The 19,402-nt window shown below is 68.9% G+C and carries 18 protein-coding genes; 5 read left to right on the top strand and 13 right to left on the bottom strand.

The genetic code is table 11. The annotated features are described in order from the left end of the window. Positions 1 to 349: 349 nt before the first annotated feature. From VF092_14420 to trpC, 13 genes are all read right to left on the bottom strand, one after another. Positions 350 to 1,123: an alpha/beta hydrolase gene (locus VF092_14420; GenBank protein HEX6748489.1), complete on the bottom strand. Its 774-nt coding sequence runs from the start codon at positions 1,121 to 1,123 to the stop codon at positions 350 to 352. 248 nt (positions 1,124 to 1,371) lie between these two features. Continuing rightward, entirely contained in the window at positions 1,372 to 1,782 is a 411-nt protein-coding gene (locus VF092_14415) for a glyoxalase superfamily protein (GenBank protein HEX6748488.1), read from the bottom strand. A 30-nt stretch (positions 1,783 to 1,812) separates the two neighbouring features. After that, positions 1,813 to 2,259, bottom strand: a complete 447-nt coding sequence (locus VF092_14410; GenBank protein ID HEX6748487.1) for an SRPBCC family protein — start codon at positions 2,257 to 2,259, stop codon at positions 1,813 to 1,815. Positions 2,260 to 2,357: 98 nt separating this feature from the next. Beyond that, positions 2,358 to 3,005, bottom strand: a complete 648-nt coding sequence (locus VF092_14405) for a dihydrofolate reductase family protein (GenBank protein ID HEX6748486.1) — start codon at positions 3,003 to 3,005, stop codon at positions 2,358 to 2,360. A 312-nt stretch (positions 3,006 to 3,317) separates the two neighbouring features. Continuing rightward, the gene (locus VF092_14400; GenBank protein HEX6748485.1) at positions 3,318 to 3,809 is read right to left on the bottom strand and encodes a hypothetical protein; all 492 of its coding nucleotides are present in this window, start codon (positions 3,807 to 3,809) and stop codon (positions 3,318 to 3,320) included. Positions 3,810 to 4,163: 354 nt separating this feature from the next. Further along, positions 4,164 to 4,667 carry a hypothetical protein gene (locus VF092_14395; protein HEX6748484.1) on the bottom strand — a complete coding sequence of 168 codons (504 nt, stop codon included), beginning with the start codon at positions 4,665 to 4,667 and terminating at the stop codon, positions 4,164 to 4,166. Positions 4,668 to 4,767: 100 nt separating this feature from the next. Continuing rightward, positions 4,768 to 6,897: a methyl-accepting chemotaxis protein gene (locus tag VF092_14390; protein ID HEX6748483.1), complete on the bottom strand. Its 2,130-nt coding sequence runs from the start codon at positions 6,895 to 6,897 to the stop codon at positions 4,768 to 4,770. 709 nt (positions 6,898 to 7,606) lie between these two features. Further along, the gene (gene trpA, locus VF092_14385; protein ID HEX6748482.1) at positions 7,607 to 8,404 is read right to left on the bottom strand and encodes a tryptophan synthase subunit alpha; all 798 of its coding nucleotides are present in this window, start codon (positions 8,402 to 8,404) and stop codon (positions 7,607 to 7,609) included. After that, complete coding sequence (locus VF092_14380) at positions 8,388 to 9,866, bottom strand: HD-GYP domain-containing protein (GenBank protein ID HEX6748481.1); 1,479 nt, start codon at positions 9,864 to 9,866, stop codon at positions 8,388 to 8,390. The genes trpA and VF092_14380 overlap by 17 nt, the downstream gene beginning before the upstream one ends. Next, positions 9,863 to 11,584 carry a HEAT repeat domain-containing protein gene (locus VF092_14375; protein ID HEX6748480.1) on the bottom strand — a complete coding sequence of 574 codons (1,722 nt, stop codon included), beginning with the start codon at positions 11,582 to 11,584 and terminating at the stop codon, positions 9,863 to 9,865. Before VF092_14375 ends, VF092_14380 begins: the two co-directional genes overlap by 4 nt. A gap of 185 nt (positions 11,585 to 11,769) precedes the next feature. Further along, complete coding sequence (gene trpB / locus VF092_14370; protein HEX6748479.1) at positions 11,770 to 12,984, bottom strand: tryptophan synthase subunit beta; 1,215 nt, start codon at positions 12,982 to 12,984, stop codon at positions 11,770 to 11,772. Between the two features lie 21 nt (positions 12,985 to 13,005). Further along, on the bottom strand, positions 13,006 to 13,665 hold the full coding sequence (locus VF092_14365; GenBank protein HEX6748478.1) for a phosphoribosylanthranilate isomerase: 660 nt from the start codon (positions 13,663 to 13,665) through the stop codon (positions 13,006 to 13,008). Positions 13,666 to 13,912: 247 nt separating this feature from the next. Beyond that, the gene (gene trpC, locus VF092_14360) at positions 13,913 to 14,719 is read right to left on the bottom strand and encodes an indole-3-glycerol phosphate synthase TrpC (protein ID HEX6748477.1); all 807 of its coding nucleotides are present in this window, start codon (positions 14,717 to 14,719) and stop codon (positions 13,913 to 13,915) included. Between the two features lie 97 nt (positions 14,720 to 14,816). Between trpC and lexA the strand changes: the two genes are divergently transcribed. The 5 genes from lexA (at position 14,817) to VF092_14335 (ending at position 19,129) form a co-directional block, all read left to right on the top strand. Then, positions 14,817 to 15,428, top strand: a complete 612-nt coding sequence (gene lexA / locus VF092_14355) for a transcriptional repressor LexA (protein ID HEX6748476.1) — start codon at positions 14,817 to 14,819, stop codon at positions 15,426 to 15,428. A 138-nt stretch (positions 15,429 to 15,566) separates the two neighbouring features. Beyond that, a complete protein-coding gene (locus tag VF092_14350) occupies positions 15,567 to 15,806 on the top strand; it encodes a hypothetical protein (GenBank protein ID HEX6748475.1) in 240 nt (79 codons plus the stop codon). A 309-nt stretch (positions 15,807 to 16,115) separates the two neighbouring features. Next, entirely contained in the window at positions 16,116 to 16,640 is a 525-nt protein-coding gene (locus VF092_14345; protein ID HEX6748474.1) for a hypothetical protein, read from the top strand. Continuing rightward, on the top strand, positions 16,577 to 18,724 hold the full coding sequence (speA, locus tag VF092_14340; GenBank protein ID HEX6748473.1) for a biosynthetic arginine decarboxylase: 2,148 nt from the start codon (positions 16,577 to 16,579) through the stop codon (positions 18,722 to 18,724). Before VF092_14345 ends, speA begins: the two co-directional genes overlap by 64 nt. Positions 18,725 to 18,910: 186 nt before the next feature. Next, a complete protein-coding gene (locus VF092_14335) occupies positions 18,911 to 19,129 on the top strand; it encodes a DUF5683 domain-containing protein (GenBank protein HEX6748472.1) in 219 nt (72 codons plus the stop codon). Positions 19,130 to 19,402: the final 273 nt, after the last annotated feature.

Here is a 19,402-nt window from a genome sequence, read left to right as displayed (position 1 = left end):
ACCTGCTATGGAACGAACGGGAAATCGGGCACGAAGCCGCGCTCTGAAATGGATAGGCGAAGAAACCGTTACGCGTCAAGAATTTTATGTCTCAGCAGTGCCGTCCGACGGCACGCGATGTCCGGTTCCATGGGAGATCCGATGCATTCAGCGCCTATGCCATCGCGCTGAATCGGACGATGTAGGTGTTCATCCGCCTCAACACCGGCACCCAGAGCCGTGGCGATCGAGGGCGCCCATCGGTGTGCGGGTGAACATGGTCAACCCCGACGCCATCTTCGGCGGCAGCAACCTGTGGAGCGGCATCCGCGAAGAGCGCGCAAAAGCCTGTCGTCGCCGAGAGCGTGAGCTAATTCGAGATCATCCCGATGGCCCCGAGCCACGTCTCCACGAGTTGAGGCCATCGCGTGATGCGAGATTCCGTGCGGCGCAGGCCGAATGCATGCCCGCCTTTGACATACACATGCATCTCCGCCGGAACCCCGGCCCGCCTCAGCGCTGAATAGTAGACCAGCGAGTTCTCCACGGGATCCACCGGATCGTCCTGCGCCTGCAGCAGGAAAGTAGGCGGTGTCCGGCCGGTGACCCGGATATCCGGGTTCAGCGCGAAATTCCTTTCGGGGACCGCGAGATGTCCCGGATAGAGGGCCACCGCGAAATCCGGCCGGCAGCTCACCCGGTCGGCCGCGTCCACCGCGGGGTAGAGGCGACGCTCGAAGTGCGTGCTCAGCGCGGCGACCATGTGCCCACCCGCCGAAAAGCCGAGCACGCCGATCCTGCGCGGATCGACATGCCACTGCGCGGCCCGGAAGCGAACCAGTCCCACCGCCCTCTGCGCGTCCTGCAACGCGGTCGCGCAATCGCGATACGGTCCTGTTTTCACGCACGGCACACGGTATTTCAGCAGCACGCACGTGATTCCCTTCGACGTCAGCCAGTCACAGGCCTCAGTCCCCTCGAGATCGATGGCCAGCACGTTGTAGCCGCCGCCGGGGAACACGACGACCGCGGCGCCGGTGTTCCTTCCCTGCGGCGGGTAAACGGTGATCGTGGGCTGCGAGACCTTGGCGACATAGATCCACGGCCTGCCGCCGACGAGCCGCGGCTTGCCAGCGTCGTCCACGACCGTCCCGGACTCCTCTCGGCCCGCGGCTGGCCGCGCGCCGGGCGGCTCACCCGGCCAGATCCGCACCTGGGCATGCCCCGGCGACGGCTGCCATGGAGCCTGCGCCGTGCACGGCCGGGGCTCGCCGGCTGTCACTGTCAGAGAGAACAGGAGTGCCGCGCCTGCTCGGTACGCAACTCTCATCGATCAGCAATGCGGAAGGATCGCTCCGCCCGCGCGAACCGCCGGCGCGCCATTCTCATCCGTCACGATACGGGCCCGATGATGAACAGCGTGTTCCCGGACGGATCGAGCACGTCGAACGTACGCGCGCCCCACGGCTCGTCCTTCGGCGGTCGCCGGATCGCGACGCGCTCCCGCCATTCGTCGTAATACCGGTCCGCGCTCTCGACTTCGAGCGACACGCACGCCTCGCGCCCGTGCCCGCTCATCGGCGCGTCGATCGTCAGCCGGATCGTGCCGCGCGCCAGCCCGAGCAGGCCCGTCCTGCCGTCCTCCGTCGCCTCGAAGCGCACGGCGAACCCCAGCCCGTCGACGTAGAACTCCCGGGCGACGCGGAGGTCGTCCGCGGGGAGGATCGGGATGGCCATCTCCATCAGCGCCTCCGTGGCAGCATGTTCCGATGTGTGGCGACGAGTCGTGTGACCTTCTGACATGACGCTCGGCATCAGCGGCCCCGCAATCGATCATTCCTGTTCGACCGCGGACTTGATGTCGTTCAGGTCCTGAAGGATGGCCTTTCTCGCCACGCCCTTGAACAGAAACATCGGGAGCGACATCAATCTCGCAACCATGCCCTGAGGCCTGGAATCGTGAGAACTGGTCAACGTCATTCCGCCCCTGCTCTCCGAGATCCGCATGGTGGTCAGGAAGACGAATCCATTGTCCTCCGCCCTGGTCGTGTAGAACTCGTTCTCGGCCGCATCGGTGATCCACTTTTCCACGGTCGCCGGCTTGCCGAACAGCATCCGGGTCTCTCGCCACCTTAGTCCCACGAGCCCGTTCGCCGGTTTTTCGACAACCTCGATGTCTTCGACCCCGCTTAGGGTTTCCGCGGCGTTCTCGATGTCGGTGATCGCGGCCCAGATCGCGGCCCGGGATCCGTTGATGGGCATCTGTGCTTCAACGAACATGTTTCTCGCAGGGTTCGAGTGATCGTCCAATGGCCAATGGGCGACACAGGGGCGTCGATACCCTGCGGCCGATCATCAGGTAGAGGACGCGGGGCCGCCTACGTCCTGGTGATGATGTAATGCATCGCCTTCTCACCGGGGACGGACTTCGTGCACCTGTAGCCGAGCGCCGGCAGGTCGAGGCCCGCCAGCAGATGCTCCCCGTCGCCGAGCAGGATCGGCGACACGGCCAGGTGCATCTCGTCGACGAGGCCGGCCTGCAGGTACTGGCGAAGAGTGGCAGCACCCCCACCCACGCGAACGTCGAGCTGACCGGCCGCGGCCCGCGCACGCTCCAGCGCCGCCTCGATCCCGTCGGTGACGAAGTGGAAGACCGTCCCGCCTTCCATCTCCTGCGGCGGCCGCTCGTGGTGCGTGAGGACGAACACGGGCACATGATAGGGCGGATTCGCGCCCCACCAGCCACGCCAGGACTCGTCGGGCCATGGCCCCCGGATCGGACCGAACATGTTGCGGCCGAGGATCCACGCCCCGATACCCTCCATGCTCCGAGCCGCGAAGTCGTCGTCGACGCCCGTATCCCCACCGTCGCCGCCGCCGTGCGTCCGCTTGAAGGCACGGGTGTGGACCAGCCAGTCGTGCAGCTCCTCGCCCCCGACACCGAGCGGGTTCTCACGCGACTGGCGTGGCCCCGCGCCATATCCGTCGAGGGAGATCGTGAAGCCGCACGCAAGCAGTCGTGGCATGTGCCGTATCCTGAGGCAGGGTAAGGCGCTGTGTTGATTCGGCGCGCCGGTGCGCCACCTGACCTGTTGTTCAGCGGATGGATTTCCGGCCAACACAAATGGGAGTCATGGCCGAGCGGCCCAATCCAGATAGTACTCGCCCGCCCGATGGTCAAGCGCCAGCAAAGTCACGCTGGGACCAAGATCCCTCGAAGCAGGCGGAAGCTTCAGGCCACATAGCCACCACGCCGCCACGCGAACAGGCAGGGCAGTGGAGAAATCCTCCGCTGCTCTGCCTTTCGGTCGTTCCCCCGGAGTGCCGGTACTCGACCCCTATTGGGTTGCCCACCCCGAGCTCGTGATCTCACGGACTGCGCGATCCGCCGGCGTCTCTACGCTGTAGTACGTATACTCGTCTGCGCCCCGGTACCAGCGATACTCCACGCGCTTGAAACGCAACAGGTTGAGCTGCTCGTGCACCGTCCGCTGGATCTCCGCGATGTTGCTGTTCGATGCGAAGATCACTGACGTCAAGCGCAAAGTCCTGTTCGCCTCGCCTCCTGAACTGACGATCATGTCGTGCTCCCACATCGCATTCGCGAGGATGCGTGCCCATGCGGCCCGCATCCGCGGGAACTCACGCGCCTGTACCTGCGCGACCCGTTCCCTCAGCTGGTTGACCCGTGCCCGCTCCGACGCGGTAAGCGTGTATTCGCTGGCTTCGTGGACCAGATTCGCCCAAGCCCCGAACAACACGACCTCGATCTGGATCTCGTCTTTGGTCGAGCGATACTTGCTGCCATCGAACGTCCTCAGCGACTCCAACTCTCGGTCGACCTGCTCGAGGTATTGGGCGTTGGTCGGTGCAGGAGGAGGATACGCGACGGATGGAACCGCCGCCGGCGCGGACGTAGACGACGTGGTACGGGACGATCCGCCCTCTTCGCATCCTGTTGCGAGAAGAGCGAATCCGAGAAGTGCGAGGGCAGAGATGAACGCGGCTTTTCTAGACATACGCAAAGTGGTTCTAAAGGCACCGGGCTCGAATACACGGCAATCGTCGATTGGACGGGTGCAGACTCTCGGATTCCCACGTCGAAGTCCGATGAGCGCATCGTACTACAGCGGCCTGGAACGCGTCCGGGGGTACTGCGAAGGAGAGGTGCTGACGGAGCTGACCTAGGGGTTCGGATAAACAGTCAGTATTACGACCCAATTGCCATCGGCACTTGAAGCTATGACCGTACACCTGTGCCCATCACGCTCGAACGCGAGGAATTCGGCGGGCGCATCGCCACGCCCGGTTCGCGTCTCAGCTCCTGTCCATCCCGTCTGCCGCAACTGTGCGATCAACGGATCGATCACGTCATCGGGGTTCGTCAGTTCGGGCCACGAGACGGCGCTCATCTCGGGATTGTCCCAAACACCGACGGTGACCTCGTGCCCGGGGATGAATGGAAGCCAGGCGGGGTAGCTCGGCGGCCGCTGCTCCAGCGCGTCGAAATGCTGCGTGAACGCTGAACGTAACGAAACCGGCGCCGACCTCATCCGTGCGATCACGCCGGGCTCGGGCTCTGGTTCGACAATGAACCGGCGGCCCTGAATCTCGATCTCGGTAATCGGCTCGTCGGAACTCTCCAGTGCGGCCTGGAACGCCAGAAAATCGGGGCTGTCCTGCTTCATGGGAGATGACTCGCGGCGCCGAATTGATTGAAAACTGGCCCTCCGGGACTGTGTACGGAGCGCGGCGACGGGAGATTCGTACCGAGGCCCGATTCGTCCCTCATGTCCTCGCGCTGAAGCGGGCGATGTAGGTGTTCAGCCGCCCCGACACCTCGCCCAGCGCGGCGGCGGCGCGCTCGATCTCGGCGAGGGTCTCGGCCTGCTCGCGGGCGGCTTCGGCGACGCGGGTAGTGCCCTCGCCGTTCTCGGCGGCGAGGCGGGAGACGGCGGCGATCTCGTCGCGCAGGCCCCCGACGCGCGCCTGCTGCTCCGTCGCGCGCTCGGCCATGCGGCTCGTCACCTCCGCCGATCCCGCGGCGGCGCCGACGATGCGGTCCACCGACTCCAGCGCGGTGCGCGACAGCTCGCCCACGTTGGCCACGCGCGCCGCGCCCAGCTGCATCCGCTCCAGCGCGGCGCCCATCTGCGCGCGCACGCCGTCCACCATCTCCCCCGCCTTCTGCGCCGCGCGGCCGCTGCTGTCGGCCAGCTTGCGCACCTCCTCGGCCACCACGGCGAAGCCCCGCCCGTGCTCGCCCGCGCGGCTGGCCTCGATCGCGGCGTTCAGCGCGAGGAGATTCGTCTGCTCGGCGATGTCGTGGATGGTGGCGACCAGGTCGGAGATGCGGTCCGACGCGCGCGCCAGCGCCTGGAGCTCGCGCGCCTCGCCGTCCACGAAGTCGCGCAGCTCCACCAGGCGCTCGATGGCCTCGCGCATGGCCGCGCGGTTCTCGCTGGCCAGCACCCCCGCGCTGCTGCCGGCGCGCGCCGCCTCGCCCGCGTCGCGCGCGATGGCCTCGGCGGCGGCGGCGAGCGCCTCCGTGGCCTCCAGCCCGCGGGCCGTGCGGCGCGACTGGTCGTCGATCCGCCGGCGGATCTCGGCCGCATAGCCGGCCACGCCGTGCCCGCTCTCGCGCAGCTCGGCCAAGCGGCCGCCGAGCGCGCGCAGCTGCCCCTCCATCTCCGCCGCGCTGGTGGTCATCGGCCGCACCAGCGAGTCCAGCTGCAGCGCCAGCGCCACCTGCCGCCCGAAGCGCTCGATCAGCCGCACCTCGCCGGCGCCGTATGCCCGCGGGCGGTGATGCGCCAGCTCCAGCACGCCCAGCGTCAGCGTCCCGTAGCGCAGCGGCTGCAGCACGATGGACCGCGGACCGTCCCCCTCGCCCCCGCCGGGGACGCGCGAGTCGCGGCGCGCGTCGTCGACCACCACGGGGGCATCGCTTTTCAGCGCGGCGTCGCGCAGGCCGTCGATCTCCAGCCGCTCATCTCCATCACGGACAGGGGGATAGATGGCGCTCAGGCTCCCCGGCTGGCCGGTGTAGATCTTCAGGCGCGTCCACTCCACCAGCCGCGCGGCCAGCTGCTCGATCTGGACCAGGCTCTCGCCCAGCGGCATCCCGGCGGCGATCACGGCTTCCATCGCCACCACCTTGCGCAGCTCCTCGCTGGCGATGGCCTCCACGATCAGCGCGCGCGCCAGGATCCCCACGACGACCAGGGGGATGAGGATCAGCAGCCAGCCGAACCCCTCGGCGGCGTACCAGAACGCGGCCGTCACCAGCAGCGTGGCGATGGCGCCCAGCCCGGCGGAGACGAACTCGTAGCGGAGGATGACCATCCACTCCGCCTTGGTCAGCTTGCCGCGGACGATCAGGGAGAAGTAGAAGAGGCCGCGGCTGAAGGCGAAGTACGCGAGGAAGAAGAACGCCAGCGCGGGGATGGCGTTGATGCCGAGCGGCCCCGCGCCCGCGCCGGCCGTGACGGGATCGTGCGTCCACGCGGCGATCCCCGCGTACACCCCGGCCGCCCCGGCGGCGGAGACGACCTCGCGGCCGGCGTTGATCCCCGCCGCCAGCGCCTGCTTCCCGCGCGCGATGTCGCCCAGCAGCGTGCCCAGCGCGGCGGCGATCAGCGCGGCGGTGGGCTGGCCCAGCAGCGTCAGCGCGCCCACCGGCACCACCGTCATGGTGATGTAAGCGAACTTGCTGAGCGGCACCGCGCCGTAGCGCAGCCCCGCGACCGCCAGCGACGCCCCGACCGCGGCCAGGTACCCGGTGGGCGACGGCGGCCAGCGCAGCAGCGCGGCCACGACGATCGCGCCGCCCGCCCACATCAGCGCGCGGGCGTACGAGCGCAGCACCGCCTCCAGCAGCGGCGACAGCCGCGGCGCGGGTTCAGCGCGTGTGGACAAGCCGGGTCTCACCGTCGGGGAGCATCATCCCGGGAAGAAGGACGTGCGGGTGGGATGGCGTTGTGGATTGGGAAGATGGGGATGCGGCGCCGCCGCGGCCAGTGTCCGGATGCGGACGTTTCGATGCTGGCCTGGTATCCCGCCGCAGGTTGGACGAAGGGCATCGTCCTGATGATCACGTCGAACCGTTTGACGCGAGACAGAGACGTCATCCTGAGGGCGATGCGCCAACCCATCCACCGCGGAGATGTCGGGCGCCCGAAGGATCTATCATCGGCGTTCGAGCGAGAGCTTGGACACCCGCACGGACATCACCGCGGATTGAGTTCGAAACCTCGCGCATCACCCCACTCGACGTCATCCTGAGGGCGCTGCGCCGAACCATCCACCGCGAAGATGTCGGGGTGCCCGAAGGATCTATAATCGCGTTCGAGCGATAGCTTGGCACCCGCAACGATACCAAGAATCAACTTTCGCTCGATTCCGTAACTCTCTGCCGCAACAGGCTATAGATCCTTCGGCCTGCGAGCTTCGGTGAAGTCGCGATTCTGGTCTGGCCGGCCTCAGGATGACGTCAGCGCGGTATCGGCCGACGGTGCGATCGGTCGGGTGCCGATCACTCTTACGGGGTCAGTTCCGTGCTGCAGCGACGTCAGTGGCGGGATGGCGGCCGGTCCGATAGAGCGGACGTCGATCGCCCCAGCCGCGGTCAGCTAGCGGCCGAGTCCACGGCGGCGCGGAGGGCGCGGACGAAGGCGCGGCCGGCCTCCACCCCGCCCTTCTCGAGCGCGTCGACCAGCGCGCTGCCGACCACCACGCCGTCGGCGATGCGCGCGACCTCGGCCGCCTGCTCCGGCGTGGAGATGCCGAAGCCGACCGCCACGGGCACGTCCGTCACCGCGCGTACCTCGGCCACCTCGCGCGCCAGCCCGGCGGACAGGTCCTGCTGCGCGCCCGTCACCCCCGTGCGCGAGACGTAGTACAGGAACCCGCGCGCCGCCCGCGCGATCTCGCGCACCCGCTCGGGTGTCGTCGTCGGCGCAATCAAGCGAATGAGGTCGAGGCCGGAGTCGTCCACCGCCCGCTCGATCGCCGGGTCGGCGCCCACGGGGAGGTCGGTCAGCAGCACCCCGTCCGCGCCGGCCGCGACCGCATCGTCCAGGAAGCGCTCCAGGCCGTAGTGCAGGACGGGGTTGAGATAGGTGAAGAGGACGACGGGCGTGTCGTGCCCGCGCCGGAAGTCGGCGAGCACGGAGAGCGTCCACGGCAGGTCGGCGCCCTGCTCGATGGCGCGGAACGACGAGCGCTGGATCGTGGGCCCGTCCGCCAGCGGGTCGCTGAAGGGCACGCCCAGCTCGATCACGTCCGCGCCTTCCTCCGCCAGCATCCGCAGCACGCCGAGCGTCGCCCCGGGCGAGGGATGCCCGGCCGTCACGTACGGCACCAGCGCCGCGCGCCCCGTCTTGAATGCCCGCGCGACGCCCATGATCTCAGACGAAGTAATCACTGACATTGATCCCGTACCGCTCCGGGTCCGTGGTCTTGATGATGCTGTGCCGCGGCCGCCCGTCGGCGTCGGTCTCGGAGAGGTCCAGCGTGCGCGGGGGATGGACGGGGACTCCCAGCGAGTCGAACACCACCCGCACGATGGGCTGGTGCAGCGCCTCGGGATTGGGATTGGCCTGCACCACGACGGCCAGCTCGTAGGTGTCCAGGATGACCGCGCTCCCCACCGGGTAGATCCCCGTCATGGAGATGAACGCCTTCACCACCAGCGGGTCGAATCCGCGCGAGGGATTGTCGCGCATCTCCTTCAGCACGCGGTCGGGCGTCCACGGCTGGGCCTGGTAGCTGCGCTTCGTCGTCGCCGCGTCGAAGCCGTCCGCCACCGCCACGATCCGCCCGAACAGCGTGGGGTCGCGCCGGCGGATGGACTGCGGGTAGCCCGTCTGGTCGATCTTCATGTGGTGCTCGTACGCGATCAGCATCGCCCGCAGCGGCACCTCGGAGAGCCCGCGCATCTCGAAGAGCGACAGCAGCCCCTCGGCCGGATGCTGCTGCATCACCGGGAACTCCTCGGCGGTCAGCGGCCCCTCCTTGTTGATCAGCTCCAGCGGCATCCGCACCTTCCCCACGTCGTGCAGCAGCGCGCCGAGCCCCAGCTCGTACAGCTCGTGCTTGTCGAACCCCAGCTTCTTCCCCAGCGCCACGGAGAAGATGCAGACGTTCACCGAGTGCGTGAACGTGTACTCGTCGTAGTCGCGCAGCGTGGTCAGGCCCACGATGGAGGCCTCGTTGGTCAGCACCTGGTCGACGATGGCCTGCACCGCGCGCTTCACAGGGCGCAGCGTGACGCCCTTTCCCATCCTCAAGCCCGTCATCGCCTCGCGCGCCACGGCCACGGTCTGCGCGTACGTCCGCTTGGCCAGCTGCCGCGCCTTGTCGCCCGTGGGGTCCGGCTCGCCCTCGCGGTCGGGGCCGACGGCCAGGTGGAGGACGGCGGTGCGGCCCAGCCGGTCGAAGAAGTCGCCGAACGGGTTCTCCTCGTCGGGCTCGGCATTGACCAGCGAGAGCAGCGCCGTCCACTCACCGCGCTCCACGCCGCGGAACACCTCCAGCTGGCCGATGCGGTGCCGGTGCAGCGCGCGGCCGACCTGCCCATACGTCGCGTAGCTCGCGAGGTCCTGCCGCAGGCGCACGTCGTTGACGAAGAAGAAGTCGCCCACGTAGCGGATGACGATCTCGTCCTCGTGACCGAGGACGGCCTGCGCGGCGGCCTCGAGCCCGGCCAGCGCCTCGACCACCGCCTGGTTCTCGAGGGGATAGAGCTGCAGCGCGCGCAGCGCCCCGGCCAGCGCGAACACCAGGTCGCGGCCGCGGCGCTGCAGGTCGCGGTCGTGCGCGGTGAGGACGGGCGAAGGCTGCTGCGAGCGGGGCGCCTCGGCGGGGTGGGTCAGCACGTCGCTCACTGGCGCACCGCCTTCAGCGCGCGCCCCACGGCGCTGCGCACCACGGGGTCGGCGTCGGCCGAGGCGGAGTTCAGCGCCTTCTCGGCCGCGGGATGGCGGATCTTCCCCAGCCCCAGCGCCGCGCAGGCCCGGATCTCGGGAGATTCGCGGCGGCCCAGCCAGCTCTTTCCGTTCAGGATCTTCTCCAGCAGGGGCACCCCCTCGGCGCCGGCCAGCCCGCCGTACGCCTCGAAGAAGGCGATGCGCTCGGTCAGCTCCGACTCGCGCAGGCGCTTGCTGTCGAGCGCCGCCTCGAGCGTGGCCTTCGCGGGCGCGTAGCGCAGGTCGGAGAGGGCGCGGGCCGCGGCCACGCGCACCTTGCCGTCGGCGTCCTCCAGCGCGCCCTGCAGCGCCTCGCTGGCCATCGGCGAGCGCAGCTCCTGCAGCGCCTCGACCGCCGCCAGCCGCGTGGCCGCCTCGGTGCGGCGGAGCAATCTCGCGACTTCCCCCGCCGCCGTGGCGATGCGCAGCCGGCCGATGAGCCGCGCGGCGCCCGCGGCCACGGCGGAATCCTGGTCGCCCACCAGCCGGGTGACGTGCTCGCGCGCGGAGCCGGCCAGGCGCTCGGCGGCGGCCTGCACGGTGCGGCGCACGGCCGGGCTCGCGCTCGTCTCCGCGGCCTTCAGCAGCGGCCCCAGCGCGTCGGGGGGGAAATAGGAGAGGAGCGTCCCCAGCGAGGCCTCGCTGACCGCCGCGCCGCTCTCCTCCACCGTGCGCACCAGCTCGGCCACGGTGGCGGAATCGGCCAGCTGCTCGAAGAGGGAGCGCAGCTCGCGCATCACCGGCGCGGGAAGGCGCTGTCCGCCGGTGGCGATCTTCACCAGCTCGCCCAGGATCAGCCCCGCGGTGTCGAGCCTCCCCGCGCCCAGGAGCATGGGAAGGAGGTCGCCCAGGATCCCCACGATCTGTTCCTGCCGCAGCGCGCCGCCGTCCTCGATGCGGTCGAACAGCGCGTTCAGCACGTCCGTCCACAGGTCGCGGCGCATCTCGCGCTCCAGCTCCAGCTCCAGCCGCCGCAGCTCGTCGCTGTCCAGGAAGTACAGCGCGCCGCGGAAGTCGTCGGGGCTGACGGTGGAGACGAGCTGCACCTCCTCGCGCGGTGCCTGCTCGGCCGGCTGCGGCTCCTCGCCGCTGGGCGCGGGAAGGACGGTGCCGTCGGGAAGGCCTTCGACGTAGCGGTAGCGGAGATGGTACCAGTCGTGGTCCCAGAGGAGCGTGAGGAGATCGTCCTGCTCCTCGCCGCGCAGGCGGGTGACGCGGGCCAGGATCTCCAGCAGCGCGTCGAGCTCCTCGCGCTCCACGCCGTGGTGGAAGGAGAGCTCGCGCAGCCCGTCGCGGTACAGCGTGAACGCCAGGTTCTCGCGCGAGGTGGCCGGCCCGCCCAGCGGCCGGTCGCCGTCGTCGCCCTGGTAGACGGGCACGCCCTCCCACAGGAGCTCGCGCTCCTCGACGGAAAGGGTGAAGAAGGGGATGCGCGTGAACATCTGCCGCAGCGACTCGCGCAGCCCGTCGACGATGCGGTCGAGCGCGGGGCTGCGGCCCTCGTACAGCAGGTAGGTGCGCCACGCCTTGGTCAGCCCGCGCACGGCGTCCTGCACCTGCGCGCGCACCTCGGCCGGCTCGGGCGCGCGCCCGGCCGCGGGTGCGTGGGACAGGGTCTGCGTGGCGGAATCCGTCATCAGGGGCGGCGGGACTCGACTTGTGGGGGTAGCAGACGACAGCTTAACGGCTGAACTGATTTCTCACAACGGTTTCGTCCCCGAAAGTGCCCAGTGCCCAGTGCCAAGTGCCCAGTGCCAAGTGAAAAGCGGCTGGACGACGCCTGGCTCGCCCGCTGCTCCCACTGGGCACTGGGCACTTGGCACTATCCGTTCATCTCCGCCACCTGCGCCACGTCCTTGTCCCCGCGACCGGAGAGGCAGACGACCACCGGGCCGCGATCCTTCCACCGCGCGCCCTCGCGCAGCAGGAAGGCGATGGCGTGCGCCGATTCCAGCGCGGGAATGATCCCCTCCAGCCGCGCCAGCCGCTCGAACGCGTCCAGCGCCTCCGCGTCGGTCACCGAGGTGTAGCGCGCGCGGCCGCTCTCCTTCAGGAACGAGTGCTCGGGCCCCACGCCGGGGTAGTCGAGCCCCGCGGAAACGGAGTGCGCCGGCGCCACCTGCCCGTGCTCGTCCTGCAGGAGATAGGAGAGGCAGCCGTGCAGCACGCCCGGCTTCCCCAGCGTCAGCGTGGCGGCGTGGCGGCCGCTGTCCACGCCCTCGCCCGCCGCCTCCACGCCGACCAGCTCCACACCCTCGTCGCCGACGAAGGGGTGGAACATGCCGATGGCGTTCGATCCCCCGCCCACGCAGGCCACGACGGCGGCCGGGAGGCGGCCCTCGACCGCCTGCACCTGCTCGCGCGCCTCGCGGCCGATCACCGACTGGAAGTCGCGCACCATGCGGGGATACGGGTCGGGGCCGACGACCGAGCCGATGATGTAGTGCGTGTCGCCGACGTTGGTCACCCAGTCGCGGATGGCCTCGTTGGTCGCGTCCTTGAGCGTCCGCGTGCCGCTGCCAACGGGGCGCACCTCGGCGCCGAGCAGGTTCATGCGGTAGACGTTCAGCGCCTGCCGGCGGACGTCCTCCTCGCCCATGTAGACGATGCAGCGCAGGCCGAAGAGTGCGCACGCCGTCGCGGTTGCCACGCCGTGCTGGCCGGCGCCCGTCTCGGCGATGATGCGCTCCTTCCCCATCCGCCGCGCCAGCAGCACCTGGCCCAGCGAGTTGTTGATCTTGTGCGCGCCGGTGTGGTTCAGGTCCTCGCGCTTCAGGAAGACGTCGATCCCGCCGCACGCCTCGCCCAGGCGGCGCGCGCGATAGAGCGGCGTCGGCCGGCCCACGAAGTCGCGCCAGAGCGCGCCCAGCTCGTCCCAGAACGCGGGATCGGCCCGCGCGCCGGCGTACACGCGCGTCAGCTCGTCGAGCGCGGCGATCAGCGTCTCGGGGACGAACCGCCCGCCGAACGCGCCGAAGCGGCCCGTGCGCTCCGCCTCGTCCACCGCGGCGGAAACCGAATCTTCCAGCAAGGTCATGGTTCTTCGTGCAAACAGATTTCAGGACGGGGCGAGCCCGCGCACTGCCGCGGCGAACGCCCGCACCGCCTCCGCGTCCTTGATCCCCACGGCGCTCTCCACCCCCGAGCTCACGTCCACCACGTCGGGGCGGAGGATGGAGGCGGCCTCGGCGACGTTCTCCGGCCGCAGCCCTCCCGCGGCCACGATGGCGACGTCCAGCCCCAGCGCGGCGATGCGCTCCGCCACCTCGCGCCAGGGGAACGCCGTCCCCGTGCCGCCGCGCGCGTCCGCGCTGAACCCGTCGATCAGCAGCGCGTCCACCGAGCCCGCATAGAGGACGGCCGCCTCGGCGAACTCGTCACCCGAGCGCGGCCGGATCGCCTTCCACACCGTGAATCCCTCGCCCCGCAGAGCCGCGGCAAGATCGGGAGATTCGTCGCCGTGCAGCTGCAGCACGTCCAGGCGCGCGGCCTCCGCGGCGCGGCGGAGCTCGTCCGCGGCCGCGTTGACGAAGACGCCTGCGCGCTGGGCGGGGAGGCCCTCGAAGATAACGGCAGCGGCCTCCGGCGTCACCGTACGCCGGTACCCCGGCGCCAGGATCGCCCCCAGGTAGCGCGCCCCCGCCTCCGCGGCCACGACCGCATCCTCGTGCCGCATCAGCCCGCAAACCTTCACCGCCGGCGGCCATTCGCGCGTCATGGCGACTCCTCCACACGCACGGACGCGAAGTTACGTACGACAGGAGCTATGTCATTCCGAGGGCGGCCAGACCGACACCGCGTCCACGCGGATGGTTGCAGCCCGAGGAATCTATGGCTTGCATTCGCGCGAACGGCCGCCTTTCGCTCGTCAACGGAGCATAGATTCCTCGGGAGCCGCCGACCATCGGCGCAGCTGAAAGCACGGCGCGGCGGCTCCGCTCGGAATGACATCCGTTCGTTTTGCATCATCCCTCCACCGCGCGCGGAGACTTCCCCCGCCCCACCAGCGCGGCCGCCGCGGCGCGGAGGTCCGGCTGCCGCATCAGCGACTCGCCGACGAGGATGGCGTCGAACCCCGCCGCGCCCAGCCGGTCCACGTCCGCCGCCGTGCGGATCCCGCTCTCCGCCACCAGCGTCACCTCCGGCGAGACATTGCGCGCCAAGGAGATGGAAAGCTCCAGATCGGTGACGAAGGTCGACAGGTCGCGGTTGTTGATGCCGACGAGCATCGACCCCGCCGCCAGCGCGCGCTCCATCTCCCCCGCCGTGTGGACCTCGACCAGCGCGTCCATCCCCAGCTCCGCCGCGAGCCCCAGCAGCTCCGCCATCTGCGCGTCGGAGAGGATGCGGACGATGAGGAGCACCGCGTCCGCCCCGGCCGCGCGCGCCTCCCACAGCTGCAGCGGGTCGACGACGAAGTCCTTGCGCAGCACGGGGAGGTCGACGGCGTCGCGCACGCGGACGAGGAAATCCAGCTCGCCGCCGAAGAAGTCGCGGTCGGTGAGCACCGAGAGCGCCGCCGCGCCACCCTCGCGGTACGCACGGGCCACGTCGACGGGGTCCGCGCCCGGCCGGATCTCGCCCGCGGAGGGCGAGCGGCGCTTGACCTCGGCCAGGAGGCGCACCTCGTCCGGGCGGCGCAATGCGGCGGCAAAACCGCGCGTCGGAGAGGCATCGGATGCACGCCCACGAAGCTCCGAGGCCCGCTCCCGGAGGGCGCGGACCTCGGCGTGTTTGACATCCACGATGCGCTGCAGAATGTTTTCGCTCAAAGCCTTGTACGTTTTACTTGCGCTTCGGTCTACCTTCGGTTAGTATTGCTTCGGCGGCTGTTCGGAAGCGAACCCTGAAGCAGACCGGAGACGCGCAATGGCGCTCACCAAGAAGCAGCGGCAGATCCTGGACTACGTCGAGAGCTTCGTGGACAGCTACGGCTATTCGCCCAGCTACGAGGAGATCGCGAACGCGTTCAACTACTCCTCGCTGGCGACCGTCCACGAGCACCTCACCAATCTGGAGCAGAAGGGCTTTCTCCGGAAGAACTACAACAAGAGCCGCTCGCTGGAGGTGGTGCGCACCGACCCCAACTCGCTGGCGGTCGAGCTCGAGCTCTGGGGCACGGTGGCGGCCGGCCTGCCACTGGACACCTTCTCCGAGCAGGAACGGGAGACCGTCGCGGTGCCACACGACATGGTTCGCCGGGGGAACAACTACGTGCTGCGGGTCAAGGGCGAGTCGATGATCGACGAGCAGATCCGCGACGGCGACTACATCATCGTCAACTCGCGCCAGACGGCGGAGAACGGCGAGATGGTGGTGGCGCTGATCGACGGCGAGGCGGCCACGGTGAAGAAGTTCTACCGCGAAGGCGCCGGCCGGGTGCGGCTGCAGCCCGCCAACCCGACGATGCAGGCGATGTTCTATCCCGCCGAGCGCGTGATGATCCAGGGGATCGTGGTCGGCGTGATCCGGAAGTACTGAAACAGAAAGTCCTAAGTCCCAAGTCCCAAGTCCTGAGTCCCAGGTCGTCAGTGCTGCACGGCGGACTTTGTGGCGAAAGGACAGCGCCGGACAGATCTACTTAGGACTTAGGACTTAGGACCCAGGACTATCAGTTCAATGCCGCGAAGCACCCGCACCCTCCGCGAGCGCCGCGCCCACGTGCGGCGCGTGGGCGTGCTGGCGCGCGGGGGCGGACAACCGCACAAACCCGGGAGGCAGGCGATGGTGAAGGACGAGCCGGTGCCGTTCGTGGTGGGGCGCATCGCCAAGGCCGACCGGCGCCTGGTGGTGCTCGAGCCCGCCACCCCCTCGCCCATCCCGGGCCCCTGGGACCTGCGCGCGGTGTTCGGGCTGTAGACGAGCGTCACGGAGATGTGAGACGGCGCCCGCGGGGAAACGATTCCCCGCGGGCGCCGTTCGCGTTCCCGGACGCCGCGGCCACCCGGGCATCCTCCCTCTCCGTCTGTCATTCTGCGAGACCTCCGCCCGCCGATCGCCCTGATCCGAGCGACTGGAGATTCGCGCCAAGTAGCGGCTGGACAAGGGGTTGCGCTAGATCATATGTTTCCGTAACGTTGACGGCATCCCCTTTTCAACAGGTGGCGATGAACTCCGCGGCGCCGCATCGGCCGGCCGCGCATCGCAACACATCATCGCGGGACTGAAATGAAGACCTCTCGTGCGCTGCGCGCGCTGGCCGCGCTCGTCCTTGCCGCCGCGGCGGCGCCCACCCTCGCGCGCGCCCAGGCCGCCGACGCGCCGTCCACCCCCGTGCGCCCCCTGTCGGTGGGCGACCCCATCCGCCTGGTGTCGGTGTCGGGGAGCTACACCGGCACGCTCGCGAAGCTCGGCATGGACACGGTGACGGTGGCCGCGCGCGGCGCCAACGTGGGCGTGCTCCGCAGCAACGTGCGCGAGGTGTACCGTTCGGCGAACCGCGCCACGCGCGGCCCGGCCATGCGCCGCGGCGCGCTGTACGGGCTGGCGGCCGGGCTGGCGCTCGGGTTCGTGGCCGGCGAGGCCGCGGGGAAGGGCGACCTCAACGCGCTGGGCGCCTTCACCGCCGAGGGCGGCCTCCTGGGCGCGCTGGTGGGGACGATGGTGGGGCCCAGCTTCCGCCACGAGGAGTGGGAGCGCGTGGAGCTTCCGCCGCCCTCCGCCGGCGCGTCGGCCGCCGCGCAGCGCGACTGATCGGCGCGGCAGATACTCTCCCGCGCAATCAGCATCAGCGGCGCACCGGTCCTTCCGGTGCGCCGCTTCGTTCTCGTACCGCATCAATCCCCATCTGTCCCCTGTCCCCTGCTCTTTCGCACGGCGCGCACGACGCGCATTATCACCGCCTTCCGAAACCAGTTACGCCGGCCGGGCAGGAGGGCGCCATCGCCAGGAAGTGGACCATCGAGGAGTCCCGCGAGCTCTACAACATCGAGGGGTGGGGGATCGGGTACTTCGATGTGAACGACCGGGGGCACGTGACCGTGCACCCCACCAAGGACAAGTCGCGCGGGATCGACCTGTACGAGCTGGCGTGCGACATGGAGGCGCAGGGCGTGGGGCTCCCGCTGCTGCTGCGCTTTTCCGACATCCTGCGCACGCGCGTGGCCACGCTGGCCGAGAAGTTCGGCAACGCGATCACCGAGTTCGGCTACGACGGCGCGTACACCACCGTCTACCCCATCAAGGTCAACCAGCAGCGCCACGTGGTGGAGGAGATCGCCGAGTACGGGCGGCCCTACGGCGTGGGGCTGGAGGTGGGGAGCAAGCCGGAGCTGATGGCGGTCCTCGCGCTGAGCGAGCGCACCGACCACCTGATCGTGTGCAACGGCTACAAGGACGAAGAGTACGTCCGCCTGGCGCTGATGGGCCAGCGCCTGGGCCACACGGTGCTGATCGTGATCGAGAAGATCAGCGAGGTCGACACCATCCTGCGCGTGGCCGGGGAGATGGAGATGGAGCCCACGGTGGGCATCCGCATCAAGCTCTCCACCGCCGGCGCCGGGAAGTGGAGCGAGAGCGCGGGGGAGAAGAGCAAGTTCGGCCTGAACTCCGCGCAGCTGGTGAAGGTGCTGGACAAGCTCGAGGCCGCGGGAAAGACGGAGATCCTCAAGCTGATCCACTTCCACCTGGGCTCGCAGATCCCCGACATCCGCAACATCAAGCTGGGGATGGCGGAGGTGGCGCGGTACTACGTGGAGCTGCGCCAGCTGGGCGTGGACGTGCAGTACGTCGACGTCGGAGGAGGACTTGGTGTCGACTACGACGGCTCGCGCTCCGTCCATGCGGGGAGCGTGAACTACTCCATCCAGGAGTACGCCAACGACATCATCTACTCGCTGGCCGAGGCGGCGCGCGAGAACGAGGTGCCGATGCCGCACGTGATCAGCGAGAGCGGGCGCGCGCTGACGGCGCACCACGCGCTGCTGCTGATCAACGTGATCGACCTGGAGACGCAGGCGCCCGACGCGCTGGGCGAGGTGACGGAGGACGACCACCCGCTGGTGCAGGAGCTGGCCGCGACGTACCGCGAGGCGGACCACCGCAACCTGCGCGAGGTGTACCACGACGCCGCGTTCGCCAAGGAGCAGACGCAGAGCCACTTCAACTCGGGGGCGATGACGCTGCGCGAGCGCGCGGCGGCCGAGCGCTTCTGGCTGGCGATCATGAACCGCGTGGCGGTCCTGGCCGCGCAGGACCCGGAGGAGTACGAGGACATCCTCCCCGAGCTGGAGGCGGTGCTGATCGACCGCTACTTCTGCAACTTCTCGCTTTTCCAGTCGCTGCCGGACTCGTGGGCCATCGACCAGCTCTTCCCCATCATGCCCATCCACCGGCTGGACGAGGAGCCCACGCGGCGCGGCACGCTGCAGGACATGACCTGCGACAGCGACGGCAAGATCGACCACTTCACCGGATGGCGTAAGGCCAAGCCCAGCCTGGAGCTGCACCCCTTCGACCACACGCAGCCGTACATCCTGGGGATCTTCCTGACCGGCGCCTACCAGGAGATCCTGGGCGACCTGCACAACCTGTTCGGCGACACCAACGCCGTGCACGTGCGGCTGACGGAAGACGGCTACGAGATCGGCGACATGGTGCACGGCGACACGGTGACCGAGGTGCTGAACTACGTGCAGTTCAACGCCCCCGACCTCGTCGCCACCTTCCGCCGCAAGGTGCAGAACGCCCGGCTGAAGCGCTCCGAGGCCAACACCTTCATCGCCGACTACGTAGCCGGGCTCGACGGGTACACGTATCTCGAGGGGGACTGGGATTGATAACAGAAAGTCTCACGCAGAGTTAGCAGGGTCAGCAGTTGAACCGCAGTTTACTGCTTACCCTGCTAACCCTGCGTGAGACATTTCTTTTGTCGTTTCTGAAATAGACTGAAACTTCCGTCGCGCGCCGCCGTAGAGACTCTCGTCCGACAATCCCGACTGTCCCCCGACCCGAGTTTCGAAACGATGGCGAGCTATCGTAATCCCGGCACGGCCGCGGTCCTGAGCCTGCTGATCCCCGGTCTGGGGCAGCTGTACAACGGCAAGATCCTGCGCGCCATCTTCTGGTTCATCGTCACCCCCGGCCTGTGGATCGGCTCCGGCGGCCTGCTGGGATGGGTGTGCCATGTGATCAGCGCGTGGACCGCGTACAACTACGCGAAGAATCATCCCTACAGCAGCTGAGCCGGCAGGGAGATCGAAAGACGAGGGGCGCGCCGGATTCCCGGTGCGCCCCTCGTCTCGTTCTGTCTCTCACAGGGGGCACGGAGGACACGGAGGAAAAGCAAAACCTCCTCTGTGTCCTCCGTGTCCTCTGTGCAGGCGTTCGACAGTTCCGGCTACATGCGAGACCCAGGATTGGCGCCAATCCTGGGTTTTTCGCGCTCAAAACACTGGATTCACCGATTTTCTGTTGTACACGGATTTTCGATGTGCATTGACTCAGCAACAGGCATG

This window comes from Longimicrobium sp., from assembly GCA_036377595.1.
In the GTDB taxonomy this organism is placed as follows: domain Bacteria; phylum Gemmatimonadota; class Gemmatimonadetes; order Longimicrobiales; family Longimicrobiaceae; genus Longimicrobium.
This window is presented reverse-complemented; position numbering and strand designations above follow the sequence as displayed.

Bases quoted from the DNA above. Each gene is read 5' to 3' on its own strand.
- lexA (HEX6748476.1), top strand. From the start codon at position 14,817: ATGGCGCTCACCAAGAAGCAGCGGCAGATCCTGGACTACGTCGAGAGC.
- VF092_14415 (HEX6748488.1), bottom strand. From the start codon at position 1,782: ATGTCAGAAGGTCACACGACTCGTCGCCACACATCGGAACATGCTGCC.
- VF092_14395 (HEX6748484.1), bottom strand. From the start codon at position 4,667: ATGAAGCAGGACAGCCCCGATTTTCTGGCGTTCCAGGCCGCACTGGAG.
- VF092_14350 (HEX6748475.1), top strand. From the start codon at position 15,567: ATGCCGCGAAGCACCCGCACCCTCCGCGAGCGCCGCGCCCACGTGCGG.
- VF092_14335 (HEX6748472.1), top strand. From the start codon at position 18,911: ATGGCGAGCTATCGTAATCCCGGCACGGCCGCGGTCCTGAGCCTGCTG.
- VF092_14405 (HEX6748486.1), bottom strand. From the start codon at position 3,005: ATGCCACGACTGCTTGCGTGCGGCTTCACGATCTCCCTCGACGGATAT.
- trpB (HEX6748479.1), bottom strand. From the start codon at position 12,984: ATGACCTTGCTGGAAGATTCGGTTTCCGCCGCGGTGGACGAGGCGGAG.
- VF092_14345 (HEX6748474.1), top strand. From the start codon at position 16,116: ATGAAGACCTCTCGTGCGCTGCGCGCGCTGGCCGCGCTCGTCCTTGCC.
- VF092_14410 (HEX6748487.1), bottom strand. From the start codon at position 2,259: ATGTTCGTTGAAGCACAGATGCCCATCAACGGATCCCGGGCCGCGATC.
- VF092_14365 (HEX6748478.1), bottom strand. From the start codon at position 13,665: ATGACGCGCGAATGGCCGCCGGCGGTGAAGGTTTGCGGGCTGATGCGG.
- VF092_14375 (HEX6748480.1), bottom strand. From the start codon at position 11,584: ATGACGGATTCCGCCACGCAGACCCTGTCCCACGCACCCGCGGCCGGG.